We start from the raw sequence: 21,843 nt of genomic DNA on the forward strand, positions 1-21,843 counted from the left end.
GCACCTCAGTGTCAGTATCAGTCCAGGTGGTCGCCTTCGCCACTGGTGTTCCTTCCTATATCTACGCATTTCACCGCTACACAGGAAATTCCACCACCCTCTACCATACTCTAGTCAGTCAGTTTTGAATGCAGTTCCCAGGTTGAGCCCGGGGATTTCACATCCAACTTAACAAACCACCTACGCGCGCTTTACGCCCAGTAATTCCGATTAACGCTTGCACCCTCTGTATTACCGCGGCTGCTGGCACAGAGTTAGCCGGTGCTTATTCTGTCGGTAACGTCAAAACAATCACGTATTAGGTAACTGCCCTTCCTCCCAACTTAAAGTGCTTTACAATCCGAAGACCTTCTTCACACACGCGGCATGGCTGGATCAGGCTTTCGCCCATTGTCCAATATTCCCCACTGCTGCCTCCCGTAGGAGTCTGGACCGTGTCTCAGTTCCAGTGTGACTGATCATCCTCTCAGACCAGTTACGGATCGTCGCCTTGGTGAGCCATTACCTCACCAACTAGCTAATCCGACCTAGGCTCATCTGATAGCGCAAGGCCCGAAGGTCCCCTGCTTTCTCCCGTAGGACGTATGCGGTATTAGCGTCCGTTTCCGAACGTTATCCCCCACTACCAGGCAGATTCCTAGGCATTACTCACCCGTCCGCCGCTCTCAAGAGAAGCAAGCTTCTCTCTACCGCTCGACTTGCATGTGTTAGGCCTGCCGCCAGCGTTCAATCTGAGCCATGATCAAACTCTTCAGTTCAAACATCTTTGGGTTTTTAAGAAACCCTAAACTTGGCTCAGCAATCGTTGGTTACATCTTTGATTTCTCGCGGAGTAACTTGTGATGCTGATAATCTTGTTGACTATCAGTCTGACTCCACAAGCACCCACACGAATTGCTTGATTCAGTTGTTAAAGAGCGGTTGGTTAAGAGCTTTCGTCTCAACCGAGGCGCGCATTCTACAGCAGCCTCATTTGCTGTCAAGCGGTTATTTTCAGAAGCTTTCGAAGATTTCCTCAACAACTTCAACCACTTGCGCTTCCGATCTCTCGTCAGCGGGAGGCGAATTCTACAGCGTTACACGCTGCTGTCAACACCTCTTTTTCAACTTCCTTTTGGCTTCGATGAACTGAAGCAACTTGCTGCCGAAAACTGCGTAACTCATTGTTTACCAAGGAGTTTTCCGTTTCGACTGCGCCGGAAGTGGGGCGAATTATAGGCTTCCAGAATCTGGCGTCAACCTTCTTTTTCATATTTCTGTCATATGGACCAAAAAAGCCCAGAAACGCGAAAGCCGGCCCCAAAGGGCCGGCCTTCTGGCTACCGAGCCTTACAAGCTGGGGAACGCGAATTGCGACGCTTCATGGCTGGCCCGTTGCGGCCAACGCTGGGTAATCGCCTTGCGGCGCGTATAGAAGCGCACCCCATCCGGCCCATACGCATGCAAATCGCCAAACAGCGAACGCTTCCAACCACCAAAGCTGTGATAGGCCACCGGCACCGGCAAAGGCACATTCACCCCCACCATACCTACTTCAATCTCATCACAGAACAGACGCGCCGCTTCACCGTCGCGGGTGAAGATGCAGGTACCGTTGCCATATTCGTGATCATTGATCAACTGCATCGCCGCTTCCAGGCTGTCCACCCGGACTACGCACAATACCGGCCCGAAGATTTCTTCCTTATAGATGCGCATCTCAGGGGTCACACGATCAAACAGGCTGCCGCCGAGGAAGAACCCGTCTTCATGCCCCGCAACACTCAAGCCTCGGCCGTCGACGACCAGTTCAGCACCCGCCGCCACACCGTCTTCTATATAGCCACTGACCTTATCCCGCGCCTGCCCCGTCACCAGCGGCCCCATATCCAGCCCGCATGACGTACCCGCACCAATCTTCAGCGCCTTGACCTGCGGCACCAGCTTGGCAATCAACGCATCCGCCACCTGGTCACCTACACACACAGCCACCGAGATCGCCATGCACCGCTCGCCGCAGGAACCATATGCCGCGCCCATCAAGGCACTCACCGCATTGTCCAGGTCCGCATCCGGCATCAGCACCGCATGGTTCTTCGCCCCACCCAGCGCCTGAACGCGCTTGCCACGCTTGGTCGCCTCCGAATAGATGTACTCGGCAATCGGCGTCGAGCCTACAAAACTCAGCGCTTTCACTTCCGGCGCCTCGATCAAGGCATCCACCGCGCCCTTGTCGCCGTGTACCACGCTTAGCACGCCTTTGGGCAAGCCGGCCTCCTGCAGCAATTGCGCGATCAACAGCGTCGAGCTCGGATCACGCTCCGAAGGCTTGAGAATGAAGCAGTTACCGCACACGATCGCCAGCGGATACATCCACAACGGCACCATCGCCGGGAAGTTGAACGGGGTAATACCTGCCACCACACCCAACGGTTGGAAATCCGACCAGGCATCAATATTTGGCCCGACGTTACGGCTGTACTCGCCTTTAAGAATCTCCGGCGCCGAACACGCGTACTCCACGTTCTCGATCCCGCGCTTCAACTCGCCAGCCGCATCTTCCAGAGTCTTGCCGTGCTCCTCGCTGATCAACTGCGAGATACGCGCTTCGTTCTGCTCCAGCAACTGCTTGAAACGAAACATCACCTGGGCACGCTTGGCCGGCGGCGTATTGCGCCACGCCGGGAAAGCCGCCTTGGCGGAGTCGATTGCACGCTGAATGGTGTCACGGCTGGCCAACGGCACTTGATGAATCACCTGGCCGGTGGACGGGTTGTACACGTCGGCACTGCGACCGCTGTCATTGACCAATTCGCCGTTGATCAAGTGTTGGATAAGGCTCATGCAGGGCTCCTGAAAAGTTGTTCTATATAGAAGGAGAAATCAGTCGATCTTGTTCAGCACTTCGCCGACCGCATCGAACAGGCGATCCAGGTCCTGCGGCTTGCTGTTGAAGGTTGGCCCGAACTGCAGGGTGTCCCCGCCAAAACGCACGTAGAAACCGGCTTTCCATAAGGCCATGCCGGCCTCGAACGGACGCACGATGGCATCACCGTCGCGCGGGGCAATCTGGATCGCGCCGGCCAGGCCGTAATTGCGAATGTCGATCACGTTCTTGCTGCCCTTCAAGCCATGCAGTGCATTCTCAAAGTGCGGGGCGACTTCGGCTACGCTCTGCACCAGGTTTTCCTTGTGCAACAAGTCCAATGCCGCCAGGCCGGCCGCGCACGCCACCGGGTGGGCCGAGTAGGTATAGCCGTGAGGGAATTCCACCGCGTATTCCGGCGTCGCCTGGTTCATGAAGGTCTGGTAGATCTCACTGCTGGCAATCACCGCGCCCATCGGGATCGCGCCGTTGGTGACTTGCTTGGCGATGCACATCAAATCCGGCGTCACGCCGAAGCTATCGGCACCGAACATCGACCCGGTACGGCCGAAACCAGTGATGACTTCATCGAACACCAAAAGGATGTTGTGCTGATCGCAGATCTCGCGCAGACGCTTGAGATAGCCCTGTGGCGGCACCAACACACCAGCGGAACCGGCCATCGGCTCGACAAACACTGCCGCGATGTTGGAAGCGTCGTGCAGCTCGATCAGCTTAAGCAACTCATCGGCCAAGGCAATACCACCCTGCTCCGGCATGCCACGGGAAAAGGCATTGCTCGCCAGCAAGGTGTGCGGCAGATGATCAACATCCATCATCGCCTGGCCAAACAACTTACGGTTGCCATTGACCCCGCCCAGGCTGGTGCCGGCGATGTTCACGCCGTGGTAACCACGGGCACGACCGATCATCTTGGTCTTGGTGGCCTGCCCCTTCAGGCGCCAGTAGGCACGCACCATTTTCACCGCCGTATCGGCGCACTCGGAACCGGAGTCGGTGAAGAACACGTGGTTCAGGCTGCCTGGGGTCAGGTCGATAATCTTTTCCGCCAACTGGAAGGACAACGGATGACCGTATTGGAAGCCCGGCGAGTAATCCAGGGTACCCAATTGCTTGGCCACCGCCTCCTGGATTTCCTTGCGCGTATGCCCGGCACCGCATGTCCAAAGGCCCGACAACGAGTCGTAGACCTTGCGGCCCTTGTCATCCGTCAGCCAGCTGCCTTCGGCGGCCACGATCAGGCGCGGGTCACGCTGGAAGTTACGGTTGGCGGTGTAAGGCATCCAGTGCGCATCCAACTTCAGTTGGCTGGCCAGGGACGATGGGGCGTTTTCATGCATGTTCATCAGCAAAACCTCGCAGGGCAGAAGGCAGCGTCGGGATTGAAAAGCGTAGTTGCAGCTAAATTGCCACGGGGATAAAGTCGGTGAAATCCAACTCTTCTAACCTTCAGTCAGGCCACTACTAAACTATGAGCAGCCGCCGACCCGATCCCCTGGCCCAAGTCAGCGACTTCGATATTCGCCTGCTGCGCATCTTTCGCAGTGTAGTGGAGTGTGGCGGCTTCTCGGCGGCGGAGACCGTGCTCGGCATTGGCCGCTCGGCCATCAGTCAACAAATGAGCGACCTTGAGCAACGCCTCGGTCTGCGGCTCTGCCAACGCGGCCGAGCCGGGTTCTCACTCACCGAAGAAGGCCGCGAGGTCTACCAGTCCGCCCTGCAACTGTTAAGCGCGTTGGAAAGCTTTCGCACCGAGGTCAACGGCCTCCACCAGCATTTGCGCGGCGAGCTGATCATTGGCCTCACCGACAACCTGGTGACCCTGCCCCATATGCGCATCACCCACGCCTTGGCGCAGTTGAAAGAGCGCGGCCCGGACGTGCAAATCCAGATCCGCATGATCGCCCCCAATGAAGTCGAACAAGGCGTACTCGATGGTCGCCTGCATGTCGGCGTAGTGCCGCAGGTCAGCGCCTTGTCGGGGCTGGAGTACCAGCCGCTGTACAGCGAACGCTCGCTGCTCTACTGCGCGGTCGGTCACCCGTTGTTTTACGCTGACGACAAGCAACTGGACGACGAACGCATCGACAGCCAGGACGCCATCGCCCCCACGTTTCGCTTGCCTGCCGAGATCCAGGCCCACTACCAGGCGCTCAACTGCACCGCCAGCGCCTCGGACCGCGAAGGCATGGCGTTCCTGATCCTCACCGGCCGCTATATCGGCTACTTGCCCGACCACTATGCCAGCCTATGGGTCCAACAAGGACGACTGCGCGCGCTGAAACCGGCTACGCGTTTTTACGATTTAAGCCTGGCATCGGTCACGCGCAAGGGCCGCCGCCCTCATTTGGTGCTGGAGAGCTTCCTGGAAAGTCTGGCCGCAACGCGCTAACTCGGGCCTCGCACAAAAAGCTGAGCAACTGGACAGCTTTTTGCAGGGCACATGGCACTTGAACCGTCCTCCACGAGTTTGCCCGCCATGACACCTGAATCCTCCAGCCCCAGCGACCTGATCTACGGCCTCAACGACCGTCCCAAACCCGCCCCGGCCTTTTTGGCCGCACTGCAACATGTGCTGGCCGCTTTTGTCGGCATTATCACGCCGCCACTTATCATTGGTTCCACTCTGGGCCTGGCAGCCCATTTGCCCTACCTGATCAGCATGGCGTTGATGGTGTCGGGTGTTGGCACCTTCATCCAGGCGCGCAGGCCATTTGGGATAGGCGCCGGAATGATCTGCCTGCAAGGCACCAGTTTTGCGTTCCTCGGCGCCGTGCTGTCAGCGGGCTTTTTGGTGAAACAACGTGGCGGCAGCCCGGAAGACATCATGGCGATGATCTTCGGCGTGTGCTTTTTCGGCGCGGCGGTGCAGATCGTACTGAGCCGTTTCATCGGCCAACTACGCCGCGTGATCACGCCACTGGTCACCGGCATCGTGATTACGTTGATCGGCATCAGCCTGATCAAAGTCGGCATCACCGACCTCGGCGGCGGCTTCAATGCCCCCGACTTCGGCGCTCCCACCAATCTGGCCTTGGGCTTGTTCGTGGTGTTGACGATCATCCTGCTCAACCGCTCGAACACACCTTGGGTGCGCCTTTCAGCCATTATCATCGGACTGGCCCTCGGTAGCCTCGCCGCCTGGCTCTGCGGAAAACTGGTGCCCCAGGCCCTGCCCGACTTGCCTTGGGTCAGCCTGCCAATCCCATTTCGCTTCGGGTTCAACTTCGACTGGAGCGCCTTCCTACCGATCGCGCTGATTTATCTGATCAGCAGCATCGAAACCGTCGGTGACCTCACCGCCAACTGCATGATCGCCCGACAGCCCATCAGCGGCCCCTCCTATATAAGACGGCTCAAGGGCGGCGTGCTGGGCGATGGCGTGAGTTGTATGATCGCCGCCACCTTCAGCGCCTTCCCCAACACCACTTTTGCGCAGAATAACGGCGTGATCCAACTCACCGGAGTGGCCAGCCGTTACGTGGGTTTATACATCGGTGTGGTGCTGTTTTGTCTCGGCTTGTTTCCGTTGATCGGTGCCGTGCTGCAGCAAATTCCCAAACCGGTATTGGGCGGCGCAACCCTGGTGATGTTCGGCAGCGTGGCCGCCGCCGGCGTGCGCATCCTCGCCCAGGCACCGTTGGACCGACGCAGCATGCTGATCATCGCTACCTCGTTCGGCGTCGGCCTGGGCATCGCAGCCCAACCGAACCTGTTGCACCTGATGCCGACATTGGTCCAGAACCTGTTCGACTCCGCCATCACCAGCGGCGGCCTGACCGCCATTGTGTTGTGCCTCTTGTTGCCGGAAGCCAACGCGGCCCACGCGGGCGCAAACCACGCGCCGGAGAGCGACACACTGGAATCGCTTTGACGGTTTTATTGCATCGGGACTTGTCTGGGGCTTGAGGGTGGGTTATCTGTGCACACGTCGTCTCTATCGATCAGCACGGTAATCTCCATGAGCCTCGAAGTTCCTGCCCATAGCAACCACGCCGGTAAACCCGCCAGCCGCATTCGGCAAAAGAACGAACAAGCGATTCTGCAGGCGGCTGAAGATGAGTTCGCGCGCCATGGCTACAAAGGCACCAGCATGAACACCATCGCCGCGAGTGCCGGGCTGCCCAAGGCCAACTTGCATTACTACTTCACCAACAAGCTGGGCCTGTATATCGCAGTGCTCAGCAATATCCTCGAACTGTGGGACAGCACCTTCAACACACTGACCGCCGAGGACGACCCTGCGCTAGCGCTTACCCGCTACATCCGCACCAAGATGGAGTTCTCGCGGCGCCAACCCCAGGCGTCGCGCATCTTCGCCATGGAGATCATCAGCGGTGGCGAATGCCTTACCGAATATTTCAGCCAGGACTACCGCGCCTGGTTCAGCGGCCGCGCCGCGGTGTTCCAAGCCTGGATCGATGCGGGCAAGATGGACCCCATCGACCCCGTGCACCTGATCTTTCTGCTATGGGGCAGCACCCAGCACTACGCCGACTTCGCGACCCAGATCTGCCGCGTCACCGGTCGCACCAAACTGACCAAGCAAGACATGGAAGACGCCGGCACCAACCTGATCCACATCATTCTCAAAGGCTGCGGCATCAAGCCGGCCCTCTAGACGAAGCAACCTATGTCTTTCACGCTCACAGGCTGTTGCGAATTTCGTGAAGAAATACGCAAAAGCCGCTTTATCACCCTCGCCGCCCCCATCACCAGCCCGCAGGACGCCCAGGCGTTTTTCGAGCAGCACAGCGACCTGAACGCCACGCACAATTGCTGGGCCTGGAAGCTGGCCGATCAATACCGCAGCAATGACGATGGCGAACCCGGCGGCACGGCCGGCCGGCCGATCCTGGCAGCCATCGAGGCCCAGGGGTTCGATCAAGTCGCGGTGCTGGTGATCCGTTGGTACGGCGGCATCCAATTGGGCACCGGCGGCCTGGCCCGCGCCTACGGTGGCGGTGCAAATAAATGCCTGCAAAACGCCGAACGCATCGAGCTGATCAGCCGCGTGCCGTTGAGCTGCGCCTGTGGGTTTTCCGAATTGAACCTGGTGAAACTGCGCGTCGCCGAACTGGGCGGGCTGGTGGTGCAGGAAAACTTCACCGCCAACGGTGTGGAACTGCAACTGGCCCTGGGCGCCGCCCACATCGATACGCTGCAAACCCAGCTTGCCGACTTGAGCCGTGGGCGTATCCTGCTGCAACGTTGAAACTGCTTGCCCCTCTGAACCTCGACGCCAAAGGAAGCTTTTCATGTCTACGCCAAAAACCGCATTGATCATCGGCGCCTCGCGCGGGCTGGGCCTTGGCCTGGTCAAGCAACTGCTCCAGGACGGCTGGGACGTGACCGCCACCGTGCGTGACCCAAGCAAGGCCGATGCCCTGAAAGCCGTGGGCCCGGTGCAGATCGAGAAACTCGACATGGACGATCAGCAAGCCGTGATCGCCCTGGCCCTGCGCCTCAAGGAGCGCACCTTTGACCTGCTGTTCGTCAACGCAGGGGTAAAAGGCCCCGCCAACCAGGAGCCCGGCCACGCTACGTTGGCCGAAGTCGGCCAGCTGTTTTTCACCAACGCCGTGGCGCCGATCAACCTGGCACAGCGCTTTGTCGGGCAGATCCGCAAAAACAGCGGCGTACTGGCCTTCATGAGTTCAGTGCTGGGTAGCGTGACCATCCCCGACGGTTCGGACCTGGCGCTGTACAAGGCCAGCAAGGCCGCGCTCAACTCGATGACCAACAGTTTCATCACCCAACTCGGCGACCATAAGCTCACCGTCCTGTCGATGCACCCGGGCTGGGTCAAAACCGACATGGGTGGTGAAGACGCGCACATCGATGTCGACACCAGCGTGCGCGGCCTGGTCGACCAAGTGAACGCCTACACCGGCAAAGGCGGCCATCACTTCGTGGACTACAAAGGCGACACCATCGCCTGGTAAACACCACGGGGCAGACGGTGGGAGCAAGCCGCTCCCACACTGGCCGTATCCGCTTTCCTACATCTAGACCAGACCTCGAACTACACGTAGTCTAAGCATCTCGCCCTTCCCGGCGACCCTGGATCAGCAGACAGGGCAACACTGAGCTGGCAAACCTGAACCCATCATTCAGAGGAGCCGGCCAATGCCTGCGACCCGTATCTGGTTAAAAAACCCCCTCGCGATTTTCACCGCCAATGGCCTCGACGCGCGTGGCGGCCTGGTGCTGCAAGACCGTGTGATCACCCAAGTGCTGGCCCACGGGCAAGTCCCCACGCAGCCCTGCACACAGGTGTTCGATGCCCGTGAGCATGTGGTCCTTCCGGGGTTGATCAACACCCACCATCACTTTTACCAAACCCTCACCCGTGCCTGGGCGCCGGTGGTCAACCAGCCGTTGTTCCCGTGGCTCAAAACCCTGTACCCGGTATGGGCACGCCTGACCCCGGAAAAACTCGCCCTGGCCAGCAAAGTCGCGCTGGCCGAGTTGCTGCTCTCAGGTTGCACCACGGCGGCCGACCACCACTACCTGTTCCCCGATGGGCTGGAAAACGCCATCGATGTACAAGTCGCCAGCGTGCGCGAATTGGGCATGCGCGCGATGCTCACCCGGGGCTCCATGAGCCTGGGCGAAGCGGACGGCGGCTTGCCGCCCCAGCAGACGGTGCAGCAAGGCCAGGTGATCCTCGACGACAGTCAACGGCTGATCCGCCAATACCATGAGCGGGACGACGGGGCGCAGATCCAGATTGCCCTGGCGCCCTGCTCACCGTTTTCAGTCACTGCCGAAATCATGCGCGCCAGCGCCGAGATGGCCAGCAGCCTTGATGTGCGCCTGCACACCCACTTGGCGGAAACCCTCGACGAGGAAGACTTCTGCCTGCAACGCTTCGGCCTGCGCACCGTGGATTACCTCGACAGCGTCGGCTGGCTCGGCCCGCGCACCTGGCTCGCGCATGGCATTCACTTCAACCCGGATGAAATTGCGCGCCTTGGCGCTGCCGGCACCGGTGTCTGCCATTGCCCGAGTTCGAATATGCGCCTGGCCTCCGGCATCTGCCCGACCTTGGATTTGCTCGCTGCCGGCGCGCCTATCGGTATTGGCGTGGATGGGGCTGCGTCCAATGATGCCTCGAACATGATCCTCGAAGCGCGTCAGGCCCTGTACATTCAGCGCCTGCGTTATGGCGCAGAAAAAATTACTCCCGAAGGCGTACTGGGCTGGGCCACCAAAGGCTCGGCGCAATTGCTGGGACGTACGGATATCGGCGAATTGGCGGTGGGCAAACAGGCCGACCTGGCGCTGTTCAAGCTTGATGAGCTGCGCTTCTCCGGCAGTCATGACCCGATTTCGGCGCTGCTGTTGTGCGGCGCCGACCGAGCCGATCGGGTGATGATTGCGGGCAAATGGCGCGTGGTCGATGGCCAGGTCGAAGGCCTGGACCTCAAAGGCTTGATCGCCGATCACACCCAGGCCGCGCGACACCTGATTGCAGGCTGACTACACGCCCAGCAGCGACAACATGATAAAGGTCGCAAACAGCACAAAATGGGTCATCCCTTCGATGGCGTTGGTTTCGCCATCGTTGAGGTTGATCGCACTGACGATCAACGTGATAAACACCATCACCGTTTGCACCGGCGTCATCGCCATCTGGAACGGCTGGCCGGTATAGAGCGCCATGGCCTCCATCACCGGCACGGTCAAAATCACCGTCGACAGCGACGCGCCCAGCGCAATATTCACCACCGACTGCATGCGGTTGGCGAGTGCGGCGCGTAGCGCGGTCAGAATCTCCGGCGCGGCCGAAATAGCCGCCACCACAATCGCCGTGATCACCGGCGGTGCGCCCGTGCCTTCCAGGCCAGGTCGAGGGTCTTGGACATCACCTCGGCCAGCGCGCCAATCACGATCACGCCAAACACCAGAGTGCCGATGGAAAACGCGAGGTTCACCGGCGTTTCCTGTTCTTCTTCCGGCAGTTTTTTGCGGCGTTTTTCCGGGTAGCTATAGCTGAAGAAATAACTGTGGGGCCCCACCTGCATGCGCAGGAACAAGGTATAGAGCACCACCATCGCGCCAATGGTGAAGGCCGAGTAAATTTTCCAGTCGGCTTCGGGGATAAATTCCGGCACCACCATCGATACGCCCATGGCGGTGAGAATCATCACGCTGTAGGTGCGTGCTGAATCATCGTTGTAGGACTGTTCGCCATGTTTGATGCCACCCATCAACGCGGCCAGGCCGAGGATGCCGTTGATATCCAGCATCACCGCCGAATAGATGGTGTCGCGCACCAAGGTCGGCGACGGCTCGTTACTCATCATGATCGCCAGGATCACCACTTCCACCAACACCGCCGCGAGGGTCAGGATCATGGTGCCGTAGGGGTCACCGACTTTTTCCGCCAGTTGCTCGGCGTGATGCGCCACACGCATTGACGCAACCACAATAAAAGCGATCAACGCCACACCGGCCAACAGCGCCACTATCTGCCCGCTGTGCAGCATCCAGTGCTCCAGCGGATAAGCGGCGATGGCGGCAATCAGCGCCAGCAGCATGAATTTTTCTTGCTTGAGGAGTGTGAGCATTACGGGCCTTTTCAAACGCCAAATCAGTCATTGATGGGGTAGAGACTGCGCCACGCTGCTAACGTTTCGTTACACCTTAGTTCACGTCGCCCTTGCGCGAATAAACCGAATACTCTCCTGCCGGTCAGGTTTTGCCGATTATTTCAGCCATGACCTGTAGAATGCCGCCATTGCACCTGATGAGAATTTAGACATGTACGATTGGCTCAACGCCCTGCCCAAGGCTGAACTGCACCTGCATCTGGAAGGCTCGCTGGAGCCGGAGTTGCTGTTCGCCCTGGCTGAACGCAACAAAATCGCGCTGCCGTGGAATGACGTCGAAACCCTGCGCAAGGCCTACGCCTTCAATAACCTGCAAGAGTTTCTCGACCTGTATTACCAGGGCGCCGACGTACTGCGCACGTCACAGGACTTCTACGACCTGACCTGGGCCTACCTGCTGCGCTGCAAAGCGCAGAACGTGATCCACACCGAACCCTTCTTCGACCCGCAAACCCACACCGACCGTGGCGTGCCGTTTGAAGTGGTGCTTAACGGCATCGCCGCTGCGCTTAAAGATGGCGAGCAGCAACTGGGCATCACCAGCGGTTTGATCCTGAGCTTCCTACGCCATCTGAGCGAAGACGAAGCGCAGAAAACCCTCGACCAGGCGCTGCCGTTCCGTGACGCGTTCGTGGCCGTAGGCCTGGACAGTTCGGAAATGGGCCACCCACCGAGCAAGTTCCAGCGCGTATTCGATCGTGCCCGCCATGAAGGCTTCCTCACCGTGGCCCACGCCGGCGAAGAAGGCCCGCCCGAGTACATCTGGGAAGCCATCGACCTGCTGAAAATCCAGCGTATCGACCACGGCGTACGTGCCATCGAAGACGAGCGCCTGATGCAGCGCATCATCGACGAGCAGATCCCGCTCACCGTGTGCCCACTGTCCAACACCAAGCTTTGCGTGTTCGATGACATGGCCCAGCACAACATCCTCGACATGCTCGAGCGTGGTGTGAAGGTGACGGTAAACTCGGACGACCCCGCGTACTTCGGCGGTTACGTGACCGAGAACTTCCACGCGTTGTACACCTCGCTGGGCATGACCCAGGACCAGGCCAAACGCCTGGCGCAAAACAGTCTGGATGCGCGCCTCGTAAAACCCTGACACGCCCCGACGGTAGGCGTGGGCGCCTGAAGGCGCTGGCGCCTACCGCAGGGTCAATCGGGCGATCTCCTGAATGCCGATCTCGTTGACCTGCACGGCCTGGGACTCGTTGACCAGGCTGATCCAGTTCGACTGCAGGAACAATTGCATTAACCCCGCGCCCAGCGCACCGCCCAAGTGCGGTTGCTGCTGGCTCCAGTCGAAACAGTCGCACACCAGCGGCGATACCAGTGCCTGGGTAAAAATGCCCAGCTGCGCCAGGCAATGCGCGCCTTTGACCGTGACGTCGGTACGATGCTCATGACGTTCGAGCCACCCCGCCGCCATCATCCGTTCATACAGCCCCGCCGCCATTTCGCCACCGAGGTGGCCATGGCACAGTCGCGCCCGTCTCAACGAGGGCGGCGCCAGCAGCACCGCGGGTGAAGCATCCGGCGCGCTGCGTGCCGCACTGGCCAGGGTGGTACTGGCCAAGGCGTCGATGGCAGCGCAAACATCGGCGGCCGCCACGCGAAACAGCCGTTTGCCACGTCGCGCCTCGACACGCAGCAAGCCGCTACCCGTCAACCGTGCCAGATGCGCATTGGCCGAGGCCGCCGACAACCCGGCCACTGTCGCCAGTTCCTGCGATGACTTGGCCGAGCCGTCCATCAAGGACCACAGCATGGCGGTGCGTTTGGGCTCGGCGAGCAAGCTGGCGATCTGACTGATGCAAGGTGCCTCTTCCATCTATTAACTCCCTGTCGAATTATTTTTGTACCGCAGTTGGCGCCAAAGTATAGGTGCGCCAAGCGCCAGTTCCGTGGCGTCTGACACCGGGAATAGGGACAGGGCTTGAGCGAAATTTCCGCTGATGGTGGAGGTTATTGCCCAACGCCCGCTCGGGACGGCAACTGCGCCGTCAATGTCGCACAGCGCGCCGCGAGCATTTCGCGCAGCAGGTTGATGGGTTTGCTCAGCTGGGCACGGTGGGCGCACAGCAGATTGAGCGGCGTAGGCTCGCCACGCAGCTCCGGCAGGATCAGGCGCAAGCGCCCGGTCAGCACGTCGCTGCTCACATCCAGCCAGGATTTGTAGGCAATGCCCACTCCCGCCACAGCCCAGCGCCGGACGACATCGGCATCATCGCTGAATCGGTCTCCGGACACCGTCAGGCTGACTTCGCGCTTGCCGTCGTGGAATGTCCAGTGGTCATGCACCCGGCTGCCCAGCATGTAAAGCAGGCAATTATGCTGGGCCAGTTGCTCCAGGTGCCGGGGCTCGCCGTGGCGCGCCAGGTAACCGGGGGCGGCACACAGCACGCGAATATTGGTCGGCGCCACCGGCAATGCGATCAGGCTCGAATCTTCGGGCTCACCGTAGCGCAGGGCGATGTCCACCGGCTGGCGGAACAGGTCGGCAATCCGATCGCCCAGCAGCAGACGCACGGCGAGCTGGGGGTGTTCACGCTGGAATTCATCCAGCCATGGCAACAGCTGGTTGCGACCAAAATCCGAGGGCGCCGACAGTTGCAACACACCACTGACATGGTCCTGGCCGCTGGCCAATAGGCGCCGCCCTTCGTCCAGTGAGCTCAAGGCCGCGCGGGCATATTCCAAAAAGCCTTCACCTTCGGCAGTCAGCCGCAGGCTGCGAGTGGAGCGTGCCAGCAAGCGCGCGCCCAGTTGCTGCTCGATGCGTTTAAGCGCTGCGCTGGCTACAGCGGGTGACAGGTCCATCACTCGAGCCGCCGCCGACAAACTGCCCAGGTCCGCCGCGCGCACAAACAGCTGCAAATCATCAAAACGCAGCATTTGGCGCCCCATTATCAAAATTTGGTTGAAACAGCGTGCTGTTTTAGCCGCTTTTTTCTTGCGGGGAAATAGCCAATGATCTGTTCATCCCGTTCTTCACGTGCCTGGAGTTGAATATGTCTGCTGCCTTTAACGTTATCGCCACCCTGATCGCCAAGCCCGGCCAACAGGCCACCTTGGAACCCCTGCTGCGTGGCCTGCTGGAGCCGACCCGCCGCGAAGCCGGCTGCGAGCAGTACGACCTGCACCAAGACCTGCAACACCCCGAGACCTTCTACATGCTCGAACGCTGGAGCAACGACGCCGCGCTGGCAGACCACGACCAAAGCGCGCATATCCAGGAGTTTCGCGCCAAGGCCGCTGACGTACTCGAACACTTCGAGCTTAAGCGCCTGAAATTTCTTGCCTGATCACCGCCCTTTTTCCGGAGCCCCCATGAAAGCCATTGCCTACTACGCATCACTGCCCATCAACGACGAAAATTCCCTGCAGGACATCGACCTGCCGGAACCGGTCGCCGGCCCTCGCGACCTGCTGGTAGAAGTCAAAGCCATCTCGGTCAACCCGGTGGACACCAAGGTGCGCCAGAACGTCGCCCCGGAAAACGGCGCCGCCAAGGTGTTGGGCTGGGACGTGGCCGGTGTGGTCAAGGCCATCGGCAGCGAAGTGACCCTGTTCAAGGCCGGCGACAAGGTGTTCTACGCCGGCTCCCTGGTATGCCCGGGCGGCAACAGCGAACTGCACACCGTGGACGAACGTATCGTCGGCCATATGCCCAAGACGCTGGGCTTTGCCGAGGCCGCTGCGCTGCCGTTGACCGCCATCACGGCGTGGGAACTGCTGTTCGAACGCCTGCAAGTGCGTGAGGGTAAACAGGATGAAGGCCAGAGCCTGCTGATCGTCGGCGCCGCCGGTGGTGTGGGGTCGATCCTGACTCAATTGGCCAGCCAGCTCACTGCGCTAAAAGTCATCGGTACCGCCTCGCGGCCGCAAACCCAGGCATGGGCCAAGGCACTCGGCGCCGATCTGGTGATCGACCACAGCCAACCGCTGAGCGAAGCACTGAAGCAGGCCGGCCACGCGCAAGTGACCCACGTCGCGAGCTTGACCCAGACCGACCACCACCTGGACCAACTGGTAGAAGCGCTGCGGCCCCAAGGCAAGCTGGCCCTGATCGACGACCCCAAGGCGCTGGATGTGAGCAAACTCAAGCGCAAGAGCCTGTCGCTGCATTGGGAGTTCATGTACACCCGGTCGATGTTCGAAACACCGGACATGATCGAGCAGCACAACCTGCTCAACCGCGTGGCCGAACTGATCGACGCCGGCACCTTGAAAACTACGCTGGGTGAACACTTTGGCGTGATCAATGCCGCCAACCTGCGCCGTGCCCATGCGCTGCTGGAAAGCGGCAAGGCCAAGGGCAAGATCGTGCTGGAAGGCTTCTGACAGTAACGTCGGTCAGTGTCGTCCGTTATTCGCGTGAGTAAGGGACGACACCGCTAGTCAGAGACTTGATCCTTGTCATATTTGTGAGCGTATTCAGGTTTATATTGGCCGCCTTTGCCACGATTCTTTTACGTGAGGAAGTCAGCAATGAAGATCCTGATAAAAGCGTTAGCAAAATCCCAATGGGAGGTCCGTCTGGACCAGAAAGCCATTGTTTTCCACACCGAAGCCGAGGCTCGCGCCTTTGCCGATACCCTGCAGGCGCGCATCCAGGCGCCCCATCGTTTCCCGCTCAGCCAGCCACAATCCGCCGCCGGCTGAGCGTCCTTCAGGCCTGCGCCTGCAAGGCCCTGGCCCGCTGCAGGCGCTGGGTCGACACGGCTACCGCCACGGCCAATACACCGCACAAGCTGATGACCATCGCCATTGGCATAGCCGTGCCATCGTGCAACATCCCCACCAATGACGCGGCCCCCGCCGCCACGCCGAACTGGATGCAGCCCAGCAACGCCGAGGCGCTACCGGCACGGGCGCCCTGCCCGCTCATGGCGCAGGCCGAGGTGTTGGGCAAAATGCAGCCCAGGCTGGCGATGCAGATAAACAGCGGCACCAGCAATGGCCACAGTGCATCAGTGTGCAACGCCGAAATGCCCAGCAGCGTCATGCCTGCCAACGCGTAGAGCCACACCGTGCGCGACAGCAAAAACGCCGGGCCACGCTTGGCCAGCAGGCGCGCGTTGAGCTGCGCCACCAATATAAAACCGGCAGCGTTGGAACCGAACACCCAGCCGTAATGCTCGGCGGGCACGCCATAAAGCTTGATAAACACGAACGGTGAACCGGCGATATAGGCAAACATGCCGGCAATCGACAGCGCGCCGGTAAGCGCATAACCGAGGTAAACCCGGTCCGACAGCAGCCCGAAGTAGCGGCGCAACGATCCGGATAGCGGCTGGCGCGGCTGATGGGCCGGGAAAGTTTCCGGCAGGCCGAATGCAACGGCGACGGCGGCCATTACGCTGAAGATCGACAACGCCAGGAAAATCGACTGCCAGCCCCACACCCCAACCATCAAGCCGCCGGCCAGCGGCGCAAGGATCGGCGCCAGGCCGGTTACCAGCATCAATTGGGAAAACACCTTGGCCGAGCCCACCGCATCACATTTGTCGCTGACCACCGCGCGGGAAATCACCATGCCCGCGCAACCGCCCAGGGCCTGCACGAAGCGGGCGCCGATCAGCCAGTCGAGGGAAGGTGCGTAGGCACAGGCGAAAGACGCCAGGGTAAATAAGGTCACGCCGCTAAGCAGCGGCCCGCGCCGGCCAAAGCGATCCGCCAGCGGGCCGTAGATCAATTGGCCGATGGCCAACCCTGCGAAATACACCGCCAGGGTCAACTGGATGTGTTTTTCATCGGTGGCGAACGCCGTGGCCATTGCCGGAAAGCCCGGCAGGTAAAAGTCGATCGCCAGCGGGGCAAAGGCGCTCAAGGCCCCCAGGATCAGAATTATGCGAAGGTTCATCAGGCACCCAAGTGAGTCGGCAGCCCGACAGTCTAGCCGGGCCTGGGTGCCTTGAACATAACGATAGCTCGCTAACTATTAAAATCAGGCGAGCGTGGCTTTATAGCCTTCTTCTTTAATGAGGTTGATCACCTCGTCGGCAGACAAACGGCTTTCCACGCCCACTTCCCCGGCAGCCAGATCCACCTTCACACTGGCCGCCGGGTCCTGGCTCTGCACCGCCTGGGTCACCGCTTTGACGCAATGGCCGCAGGTCATTCCTTCAACGCTGAATACTTGCATGACATGACTCCTTTGATGAGGTTGACGCCAGTCTCGACCTTGCCACGATGGCAAGGTCAAGTTTTGAAAATATCGGCCGGGCTGGTATTCGGCGGCACGGTCGGCCAAGCTTGAGGCATCGTTGATTCAACCCACGGAGCATTCGCCATGCGCTGGTCGTATTTTGGCCTTGTCGGCCTGATGAGCTTGTCTGCCGCTGCGCCCTTGGCCAGCGCCGCTGAAGACTATGCAGTGCTGATCATTTCCCGGGAGCGCCTGGAGGTGTCGACCAATTGTGAGATCGGCCTGTATCTCAATGACCAGCTCGCCGGTCGGCTGTTCCAGGAACAGGCCACCTCGTTCAACCTGGCGCCCGGAACGGTATCGCTGCGCCTCAAACTGTTGCCGGGCCAGGCAGCAGGCTGCTTGCCCGGTCTGCTCGCTCCGCCTGCGCAAAACATCACGCTCAAGGCCGGTGACGTGCGCAAGTTGCGTATCGCCCAAGGCCCGGACGGCATGTACCTCAAAGGCGCCAAATTGGACTACTAAGGCGCTTGACCTTCCCCACAGGTCAAGGTTGATCCTAGGCGCAACTTCTTCCGGAGGACTGCCCCATGAACGGATCCACCACCTTTGACCTGCCCATCAGCGGCATGACGTGCGCCAGCTGTGCCGGGCGTGTCGAGCGCGCATTGGGCAAGGTGCCTGGGGTGCAAAGCGTCAGCGTCAACCTGGCCAACGAGCGCGCCCATGTTGAAGTCATGGGCCAGATGGACGCGGCCGTATTGATCGCGGCCGTCGACAAAGCCGGCTACACCGCCACCCTGCCCCAAAGCGAAACCGCCACCGACGCCAACCAGGCCCAGCGCCTGCACCGCGAGCGTTGGGCGCTGCTGCTGGCCATTGCGCTGGCACTGCCCCTGGTGCTGCCAATGCTGGTGCAACCCTTCGGCATGCACTGGATGCTGCCCGCCTGGGCGCAATTCGCGCTGGCCACTCCCGTACAATTCATCCTCGGTGCGCGCTTTTACAGCGCCGCCTGGAAAGCCGTGCGCGCCGGTGCCGGCAATATGGACTTGCTGGTGGCCATCGGCACCAGCGCCGGTTACGGCCTGAGCCTGTATGAATGGCTCACCGCCCCCGCAGGCAGCATGCCGCACCTGTATTTTGAAGCCTCGGCCGTGGTGATTGCCCTGGTACTGCTCGGCAAATACCTGGAAAGCCGTGCCAAACGCCAGACCGCCAGCGCCATCCGTGCGCTGGAAGCCCTGCGCCCTGAACGCGCCATTCGTGTGCAGGACGGCCGCGAAGAAGATGTGGCCATCAGCGCGCTGAAGCTGGATGACCGGGTGCTGGTCAAGCCGGGCGAGCGCTTCCCGGTGGACGGTGAAGTGCTCGAAGGGCAAAGCCACGCCGACGAAGCGCTGATCAGCGGAGAAAGCCTGCCGGTGCCCAAACAACCGGGCGATAAGGTCACCGGCGGCGCCATCAATGGCGAAGGCCGCCTGCTGGTACGCACCACCGCGCTGGGCGCCGAAAGCGTATTGGCCAGGATCATCCGCCTGGTGGAAGACGCCCAGGCCGCCAAGGCGCCGATCCAGAAACTGGTGGATAAAGTCAGCCAGGTCTTCGTACCGGCCGTGCTGGTGCTGGCCGTGATCACTCTGCTGGGCTGGTGGTTATACGGCGCCTCGCTGGAAACCGCGATTATCAACGCCGTGGCGGTACTGGTGATCGCCTGTCCTTGCGCCCTCGGGCTGGCCACCCCGACTGCAATCATGGCCGGCACCGGCGTCGCCGCCCGCTACGGCATCCTGATCAAAGACGCCGAAGCCCTGGAGCGTGCCCATGCAGTGAGCGCCGTGGTGTTCGACAAGACCGGCACCCTCACGTCCGGCGCACCCAAAATCGCCCACTTGGCGGCGCTGGATGGCAATGAAGCCTTGCTGCTGCAACAGGCCGGCGCGCTGCAGCGTGGCAGCGAACACCCGTTGGCCAAGGCAGTGCTGGATGCCTGCGACGAACGAGGGCTGGCAGTCGCGGATGTGAGCGCCAGCCAATCCCTGACCGGACGCGGCATCGCCGGCACCCTGGACGGCCGGCAACTGGCCCTGGGCAACCGCCGCTTGTTGCAAGAGAGCGGCTTGAGCGCAGGCGACCTGGCCACCCGCGCCCAAGACTGGGAGGCCGAAGGCCGCACCCTGTCGTGGCTGCTTGAACAAGGCGCGCAACCCAAGGTGCTGGGGCTGTTCGCCTTTGGCGACACCCTCAAGCCCGGCGCACTGCAAGCGGTGACGCAACTCAAGGCACGCAATATCAGCAGCCACCTGCTTACCGGCGACAATCGCGGCAGCGCGCGAGTAGTCGCGCAGGCGCTGGGCATCGACGACGTACACGCCGAAGTGCTGCCCGCCGATAAAGCCGCCACCGTCGCCGAACTGAAGAAAACCGCGGTGGTGGCCATGGTCGGCGACGGCATCAACGACGCCCCGGCCCTGGCCGCCGCCGATATCGGCATCGCCATGGGCGGTGGCACCGACGTGGCCATGCACGCCGCCGGGATCACCCTGATGCGCGGCGACCCACGCCTGGTGCCGGCCGCGCTGGAGATCAGCCGCAAGACCTACGCAAAAATCCGCCAGAACCTGTTCTGGGCCTTTGTGTATAACTTGATCGGCATTCCCCTGGCCGCATTCGGCCTGCTTAACCCGGTGCTTGCGGGCGCAGCCATGGCCTTGTCCAGTGTCAGCGTGGTGAGCAATGCACTGCTGCTCAAAACCTGGAAACCCAAGGATCTGGAGGATCAACGCCCATGAACATCGGCCAAGCCGCCCGCCAGAGCGGGCTGAGTGCAAAGATGATTCGTTACTACGAGTCCATCGGCCTGCTCAAGGCCGCCCACCGTACCGACAGCGGTTACCGCGTGTACGGCGCTGAGGACCTACACACCCTGGCATTCATCAAGCGTTCGCGGGATCTGGGGTTTTCACTGGAGGAGGTCGGCAAGCTGCTGACCCTGTGGCAGGACCGGCAACGGGCCAGCGCCGATGTGAAAGCCCTGGCACGCCAGCATATCGAGGAGTTGAATCAGAAAATTGTGGAACTGGGGCAACTGCGCGACACGTTGCAAGACTTGGTGGAACACTGCCACGGTGATGATCGACCGGATTGCCCGATTCTCAAGGAGTTGGCATCGGGCAGTTGCTGCCCCTGATCATCTTAGTGGCCCACCAAAAACCAATGTGGGAGGGGGCAAGCCCCCTCCCACATTTTTCAGATCTTCATTTGCTGGAAGATCACTGCATCCAAGGCGGAGGCGGTGGCTCTTCGGACGCTTTGCTCGCGGGCGCATCATCCGCAGCCCGAATCGCCTGACGACGCTCTTCATCCAAACGTGCCGCTTCGATCTCGCGGATCACACCGCCCACGTCCGCCAATTCTTCCGGCTCATCGAACTCACCGGTCAATACGCTGGCCGGGTGCAAAGTGCCGGCTTCATACAGCGCCCACATTTCCTTGGCGTACTTGGTCTTCTTCAGCTCCGGGGCAAAGCGCCCGAAGTAGGAAGCCATATTGCCGACATCCCGCTCCAGCATGCTGAACGCGTGGTTGTTGCCCGCCGCATCCACCGCCTGGGGCAGGTCGATGATCACCGGGCCCGTAGGTGTGAGCAGCACGTTGAACTCGGACAGGTCACCGTGCACCAGGCCGGTACACAGCATCAGCACGATCTGGGAGATCAGGAAGGCGTGGTATTCACGCGCCTGGTCCGGCTCCAGCACCACGTCGTTCAGACGCGGCGCCGCATCGCCGTACTCGTCGGCCACCAGTTCCATCAGCAGTACGCCTTCGAGGAAGTCGAACGGCTGGGGCACGCGAACGCCAGCACCGGCCAGGCGAAACAACGCCGCGACTTCGGCGTTCTGCCAGGCATCCTCGGTTTCTTTCTTGCCGAACTTGGAGCCCTTGGCCATGGCCCGGGCCTGACGGCTGTTACGGACCTTGCGCCCTTCCTGGTATTCGGACGCCTGACGAAAACTTCGTTTATTCGCCTCCTTGTAAACCTTGGCGCAACGCAATTCGTTGCCGCAGCGCACCACATAAACAGCTGCTTCTTTACCACTCATGAGTGGGCGCAGCACTTCGTCGACCAGACCGTCTTCGATCAGGGGTTCAATGCGTTTAGGAGTCTTCATCAGCTTTTATTGTGGGTCCTTTATTACCAAATA

General features: G+C 60.7%; 20 protein-coding genes, 1 rRNA gene and 1 pseudogene (1 of these 22 only partly in view). 13 read left to right on the forward strand and 9 right to left on the reverse strand.

What is annotated here, in order from left to right; all coding sequences use genetic code 11:
- The 3 genes from AB4O23_RS00820 to aptA form a co-directional block, all read right to left on the reverse strand.
- Positions 1 to 758, reverse strand: a 16S ribosomal RNA gene (locus tag AB4O23_RS00820) (it extends 779 nt beyond the left edge of the window).
- A 571-nt stretch (positions 759 to 1,329) separates the two neighbouring features.
- Positions 1,330 to 2,823, reverse strand: coding sequence for a CoA-acylating methylmalonate-semialdehyde dehydrogenase (locus tag AB4O23_RS00825; RefSeq protein WP_017527825.1), 1,494 nt, complete (start codon positions 2,821 to 2,823; stop codon positions 1,330 to 1,332).
- A gap of 39 nt (positions 2,824 to 2,862) precedes the next feature.
- Positions 2,863 to 4,212 carry an omega-aminotransferase AptA gene (gene aptA / locus AB4O23_RS00830; protein ID WP_223495382.1) on the reverse strand — a complete coding sequence of 450 codons (1,350 nt, stop codon included), beginning with the start codon at positions 4,210 to 4,212 and terminating at the stop codon, positions 2,863 to 2,865.
- A 125-nt stretch (positions 4,213 to 4,337) separates the two neighbouring features.
- Between aptA and AB4O23_RS00835 the strand changes: the two genes are divergently transcribed.
- From AB4O23_RS00835 to AB4O23_RS00860, 6 genes are all read left to right on the forward strand, one after another.
- A complete protein-coding gene (locus tag AB4O23_RS00835; RefSeq protein ID WP_460085356.1) occupies positions 4,338 to 5,258 on the forward strand; it encodes a LysR family transcriptional regulator in 921 nt (306 codons plus the stop codon).
- Positions 5,259 to 5,345: 87 nt separating this feature from the next.
- On the forward strand, positions 5,346 to 6,740 hold the full coding sequence (locus AB4O23_RS00840; protein ID WP_116079071.1) for a nucleobase:cation symporter-2 family protein: 1,395 nt from the start codon (positions 5,346 to 5,348) through the stop codon (positions 6,738 to 6,740).
- 87 nt (positions 6,741 to 6,827) lie between these two features.
- Positions 6,828 to 7,487: a TetR/AcrR family transcriptional regulator gene (locus AB4O23_RS00845; RefSeq protein ID WP_017527829.1), complete on the forward strand. Its 660-nt coding sequence runs from the start codon at positions 6,828 to 6,830 to the stop codon at positions 7,485 to 7,487.
- A 12-nt stretch (positions 7,488 to 7,499) separates the two neighbouring features.
- The gene (locus AB4O23_RS00850; RefSeq protein WP_017527830.1) at positions 7,500 to 8,081 is read left to right on the forward strand and encodes an IMPACT family protein; all 582 of its coding nucleotides are present in this window, start codon (positions 7,500 to 7,502) and stop codon (positions 8,079 to 8,081) included.
- 43 nt (positions 8,082 to 8,124) lie between these two features.
- Positions 8,125 to 8,811, forward strand: a complete 687-nt coding sequence (locus tag AB4O23_RS00855; protein ID WP_017527831.1) for an SDR family oxidoreductase — start codon at positions 8,125 to 8,127, stop codon at positions 8,809 to 8,811.
- A 184-nt stretch (positions 8,812 to 8,995) separates the two neighbouring features.
- The gene (locus tag AB4O23_RS00860) at positions 8,996 to 10,351 is read left to right on the forward strand and encodes an 8-oxoguanine deaminase (protein WP_460061755.1); all 1,356 of its coding nucleotides are present in this window, start codon (positions 8,996 to 8,998) and stop codon (positions 10,349 to 10,351) included.
- On the opposite strand, the pseudogene AB4O23_RS00865 reads toward AB4O23_RS00860, so the two are convergent.
- A pseudogene (locus tag AB4O23_RS00865) lies at positions 10,352 to 11,442 on the reverse strand (calcium:cation antiporter).
- 193 nt (positions 11,443 to 11,635) lie between these two features.
- On the opposite strand from AB4O23_RS00865, the gene AB4O23_RS00870 reads away from it, so the two are divergent.
- Complete coding sequence (locus AB4O23_RS00870; RefSeq protein ID WP_068933845.1) at positions 11,636 to 12,589, forward strand: adenosine deaminase; 954 nt, start codon at positions 11,636 to 11,638, stop codon at positions 12,587 to 12,589.
- Positions 12,590 to 12,631: 42 nt separating this feature from the next.
- Here AB4O23_RS00870 and AB4O23_RS00875 read toward each other — a convergent pair whose 3' ends face one another.
- The gene (locus AB4O23_RS00875) at positions 12,632 to 13,318 is read right to left on the reverse strand and encodes an ArsR/SmtB family transcription factor (RefSeq protein WP_017527835.1); all 687 of its coding nucleotides are present in this window, start codon (positions 13,316 to 13,318) and stop codon (positions 12,632 to 12,634) included.
- Positions 13,319 to 13,452: 134 nt separating this feature from the next.
- A complete protein-coding gene (locus AB4O23_RS00880) occupies positions 13,453 to 14,382 on the reverse strand; it encodes a LysR family transcriptional regulator (RefSeq protein ID WP_460116560.1) in 930 nt (309 codons plus the stop codon).
- Between the two features lie 116 nt (positions 14,383 to 14,498).
- Between AB4O23_RS00880 and AB4O23_RS00885 the strand changes: the two genes are divergently transcribed.
- The 3 genes from AB4O23_RS00885 (at position 14,499) to AB4O23_RS00895 (ending at position 16,152) form a co-directional block, all read left to right on the forward strand.
- Positions 14,499 to 14,792, forward strand: coding sequence for a putative quinol monooxygenase (locus AB4O23_RS00885; RefSeq protein WP_017527837.1), 294 nt, complete (start codon positions 14,499 to 14,501; stop codon positions 14,790 to 14,792).
- A 25-nt stretch (positions 14,793 to 14,817) separates the two neighbouring features.
- On the forward strand, positions 14,818 to 15,831 hold the full coding sequence (locus AB4O23_RS00890; protein ID WP_065879402.1) for a zinc-binding alcohol dehydrogenase family protein: 1,014 nt from the start codon (positions 14,818 to 14,820) through the stop codon (positions 15,829 to 15,831).
- Positions 15,832 to 15,978: 147 nt separating this feature from the next.
- Positions 15,979 to 16,152 carry a hypothetical protein gene (locus tag AB4O23_RS00895; protein WP_017527839.1) on the forward strand — a complete coding sequence of 58 codons (174 nt, stop codon included), beginning with the start codon at positions 15,979 to 15,981 and terminating at the stop codon, positions 16,150 to 16,152.
- A 7-nt stretch (positions 16,153 to 16,159) separates the two neighbouring features.
- Here AB4O23_RS00895 and AB4O23_RS00900 read toward each other — a convergent pair whose 3' ends face one another.
- Together AB4O23_RS00900 and AB4O23_RS00905 are read right to left on the reverse strand one after the other, a co-directional pair.
- A complete protein-coding gene (locus AB4O23_RS00900) occupies positions 16,160 to 17,353 on the reverse strand; it encodes a multidrug effflux MFS transporter (RefSeq protein WP_017527840.1) in 1,194 nt (397 codons plus the stop codon).
- Positions 17,354 to 17,437: 84 nt separating this feature from the next.
- Positions 17,438 to 17,635, reverse strand: coding sequence for a heavy-metal-associated domain-containing protein (locus AB4O23_RS00905; RefSeq protein ID WP_017527841.1), 198 nt, complete (start codon positions 17,633 to 17,635; stop codon positions 17,438 to 17,440).
- A gap of 147 nt (positions 17,636 to 17,782) precedes the next feature.
- On the opposite strand from AB4O23_RS00905, the gene AB4O23_RS00910 reads away from it, so the two are divergent.
- From AB4O23_RS00910 to cueR, 3 genes are all read left to right on the forward strand, one after another.
- Positions 17,783 to 18,163 (forward strand): hypothetical protein, encoded by a 381-nt coding sequence (locus AB4O23_RS00910; RefSeq protein ID WP_017527842.1) that lies wholly within the window; start codon positions 17,783 to 17,785, stop codon positions 18,161 to 18,163.
- 65 nt (positions 18,164 to 18,228) lie between these two features.
- Positions 18,229 to 20,430, forward strand: coding sequence for a heavy metal translocating P-type ATPase (locus tag AB4O23_RS00915; RefSeq protein WP_065879403.1), 2,202 nt, complete (start codon positions 18,229 to 18,231; stop codon positions 20,428 to 20,430).
- Positions 20,427 to 20,828: a Cu(I)-responsive transcriptional regulator gene (gene cueR, locus AB4O23_RS00920; protein WP_065879404.1), complete on the forward strand. Its 402-nt coding sequence runs from the start codon at positions 20,427 to 20,429 to the stop codon at positions 20,826 to 20,828. Before AB4O23_RS00915 ends, cueR begins: the two co-directional genes overlap by 4 nt.
- An 82-nt stretch (positions 20,829 to 20,910) precedes the next feature.
- On the opposite strand, the gene AB4O23_RS00925 is transcribed toward cueR, so the two are convergent.
- Complete coding sequence (locus tag AB4O23_RS00925; protein WP_017527845.1) at positions 20,911 to 21,810, reverse strand: PA4780 family RIO1-like protein kinase; 900 nt, start codon at positions 21,808 to 21,810, stop codon at positions 20,911 to 20,913.
- Between the last annotated feature and the right edge of the window lie 33 nt (positions 21,811 to 21,843).

This window comes from Pseudomonas sp. H2_A10, assembly GCF_054680085.1.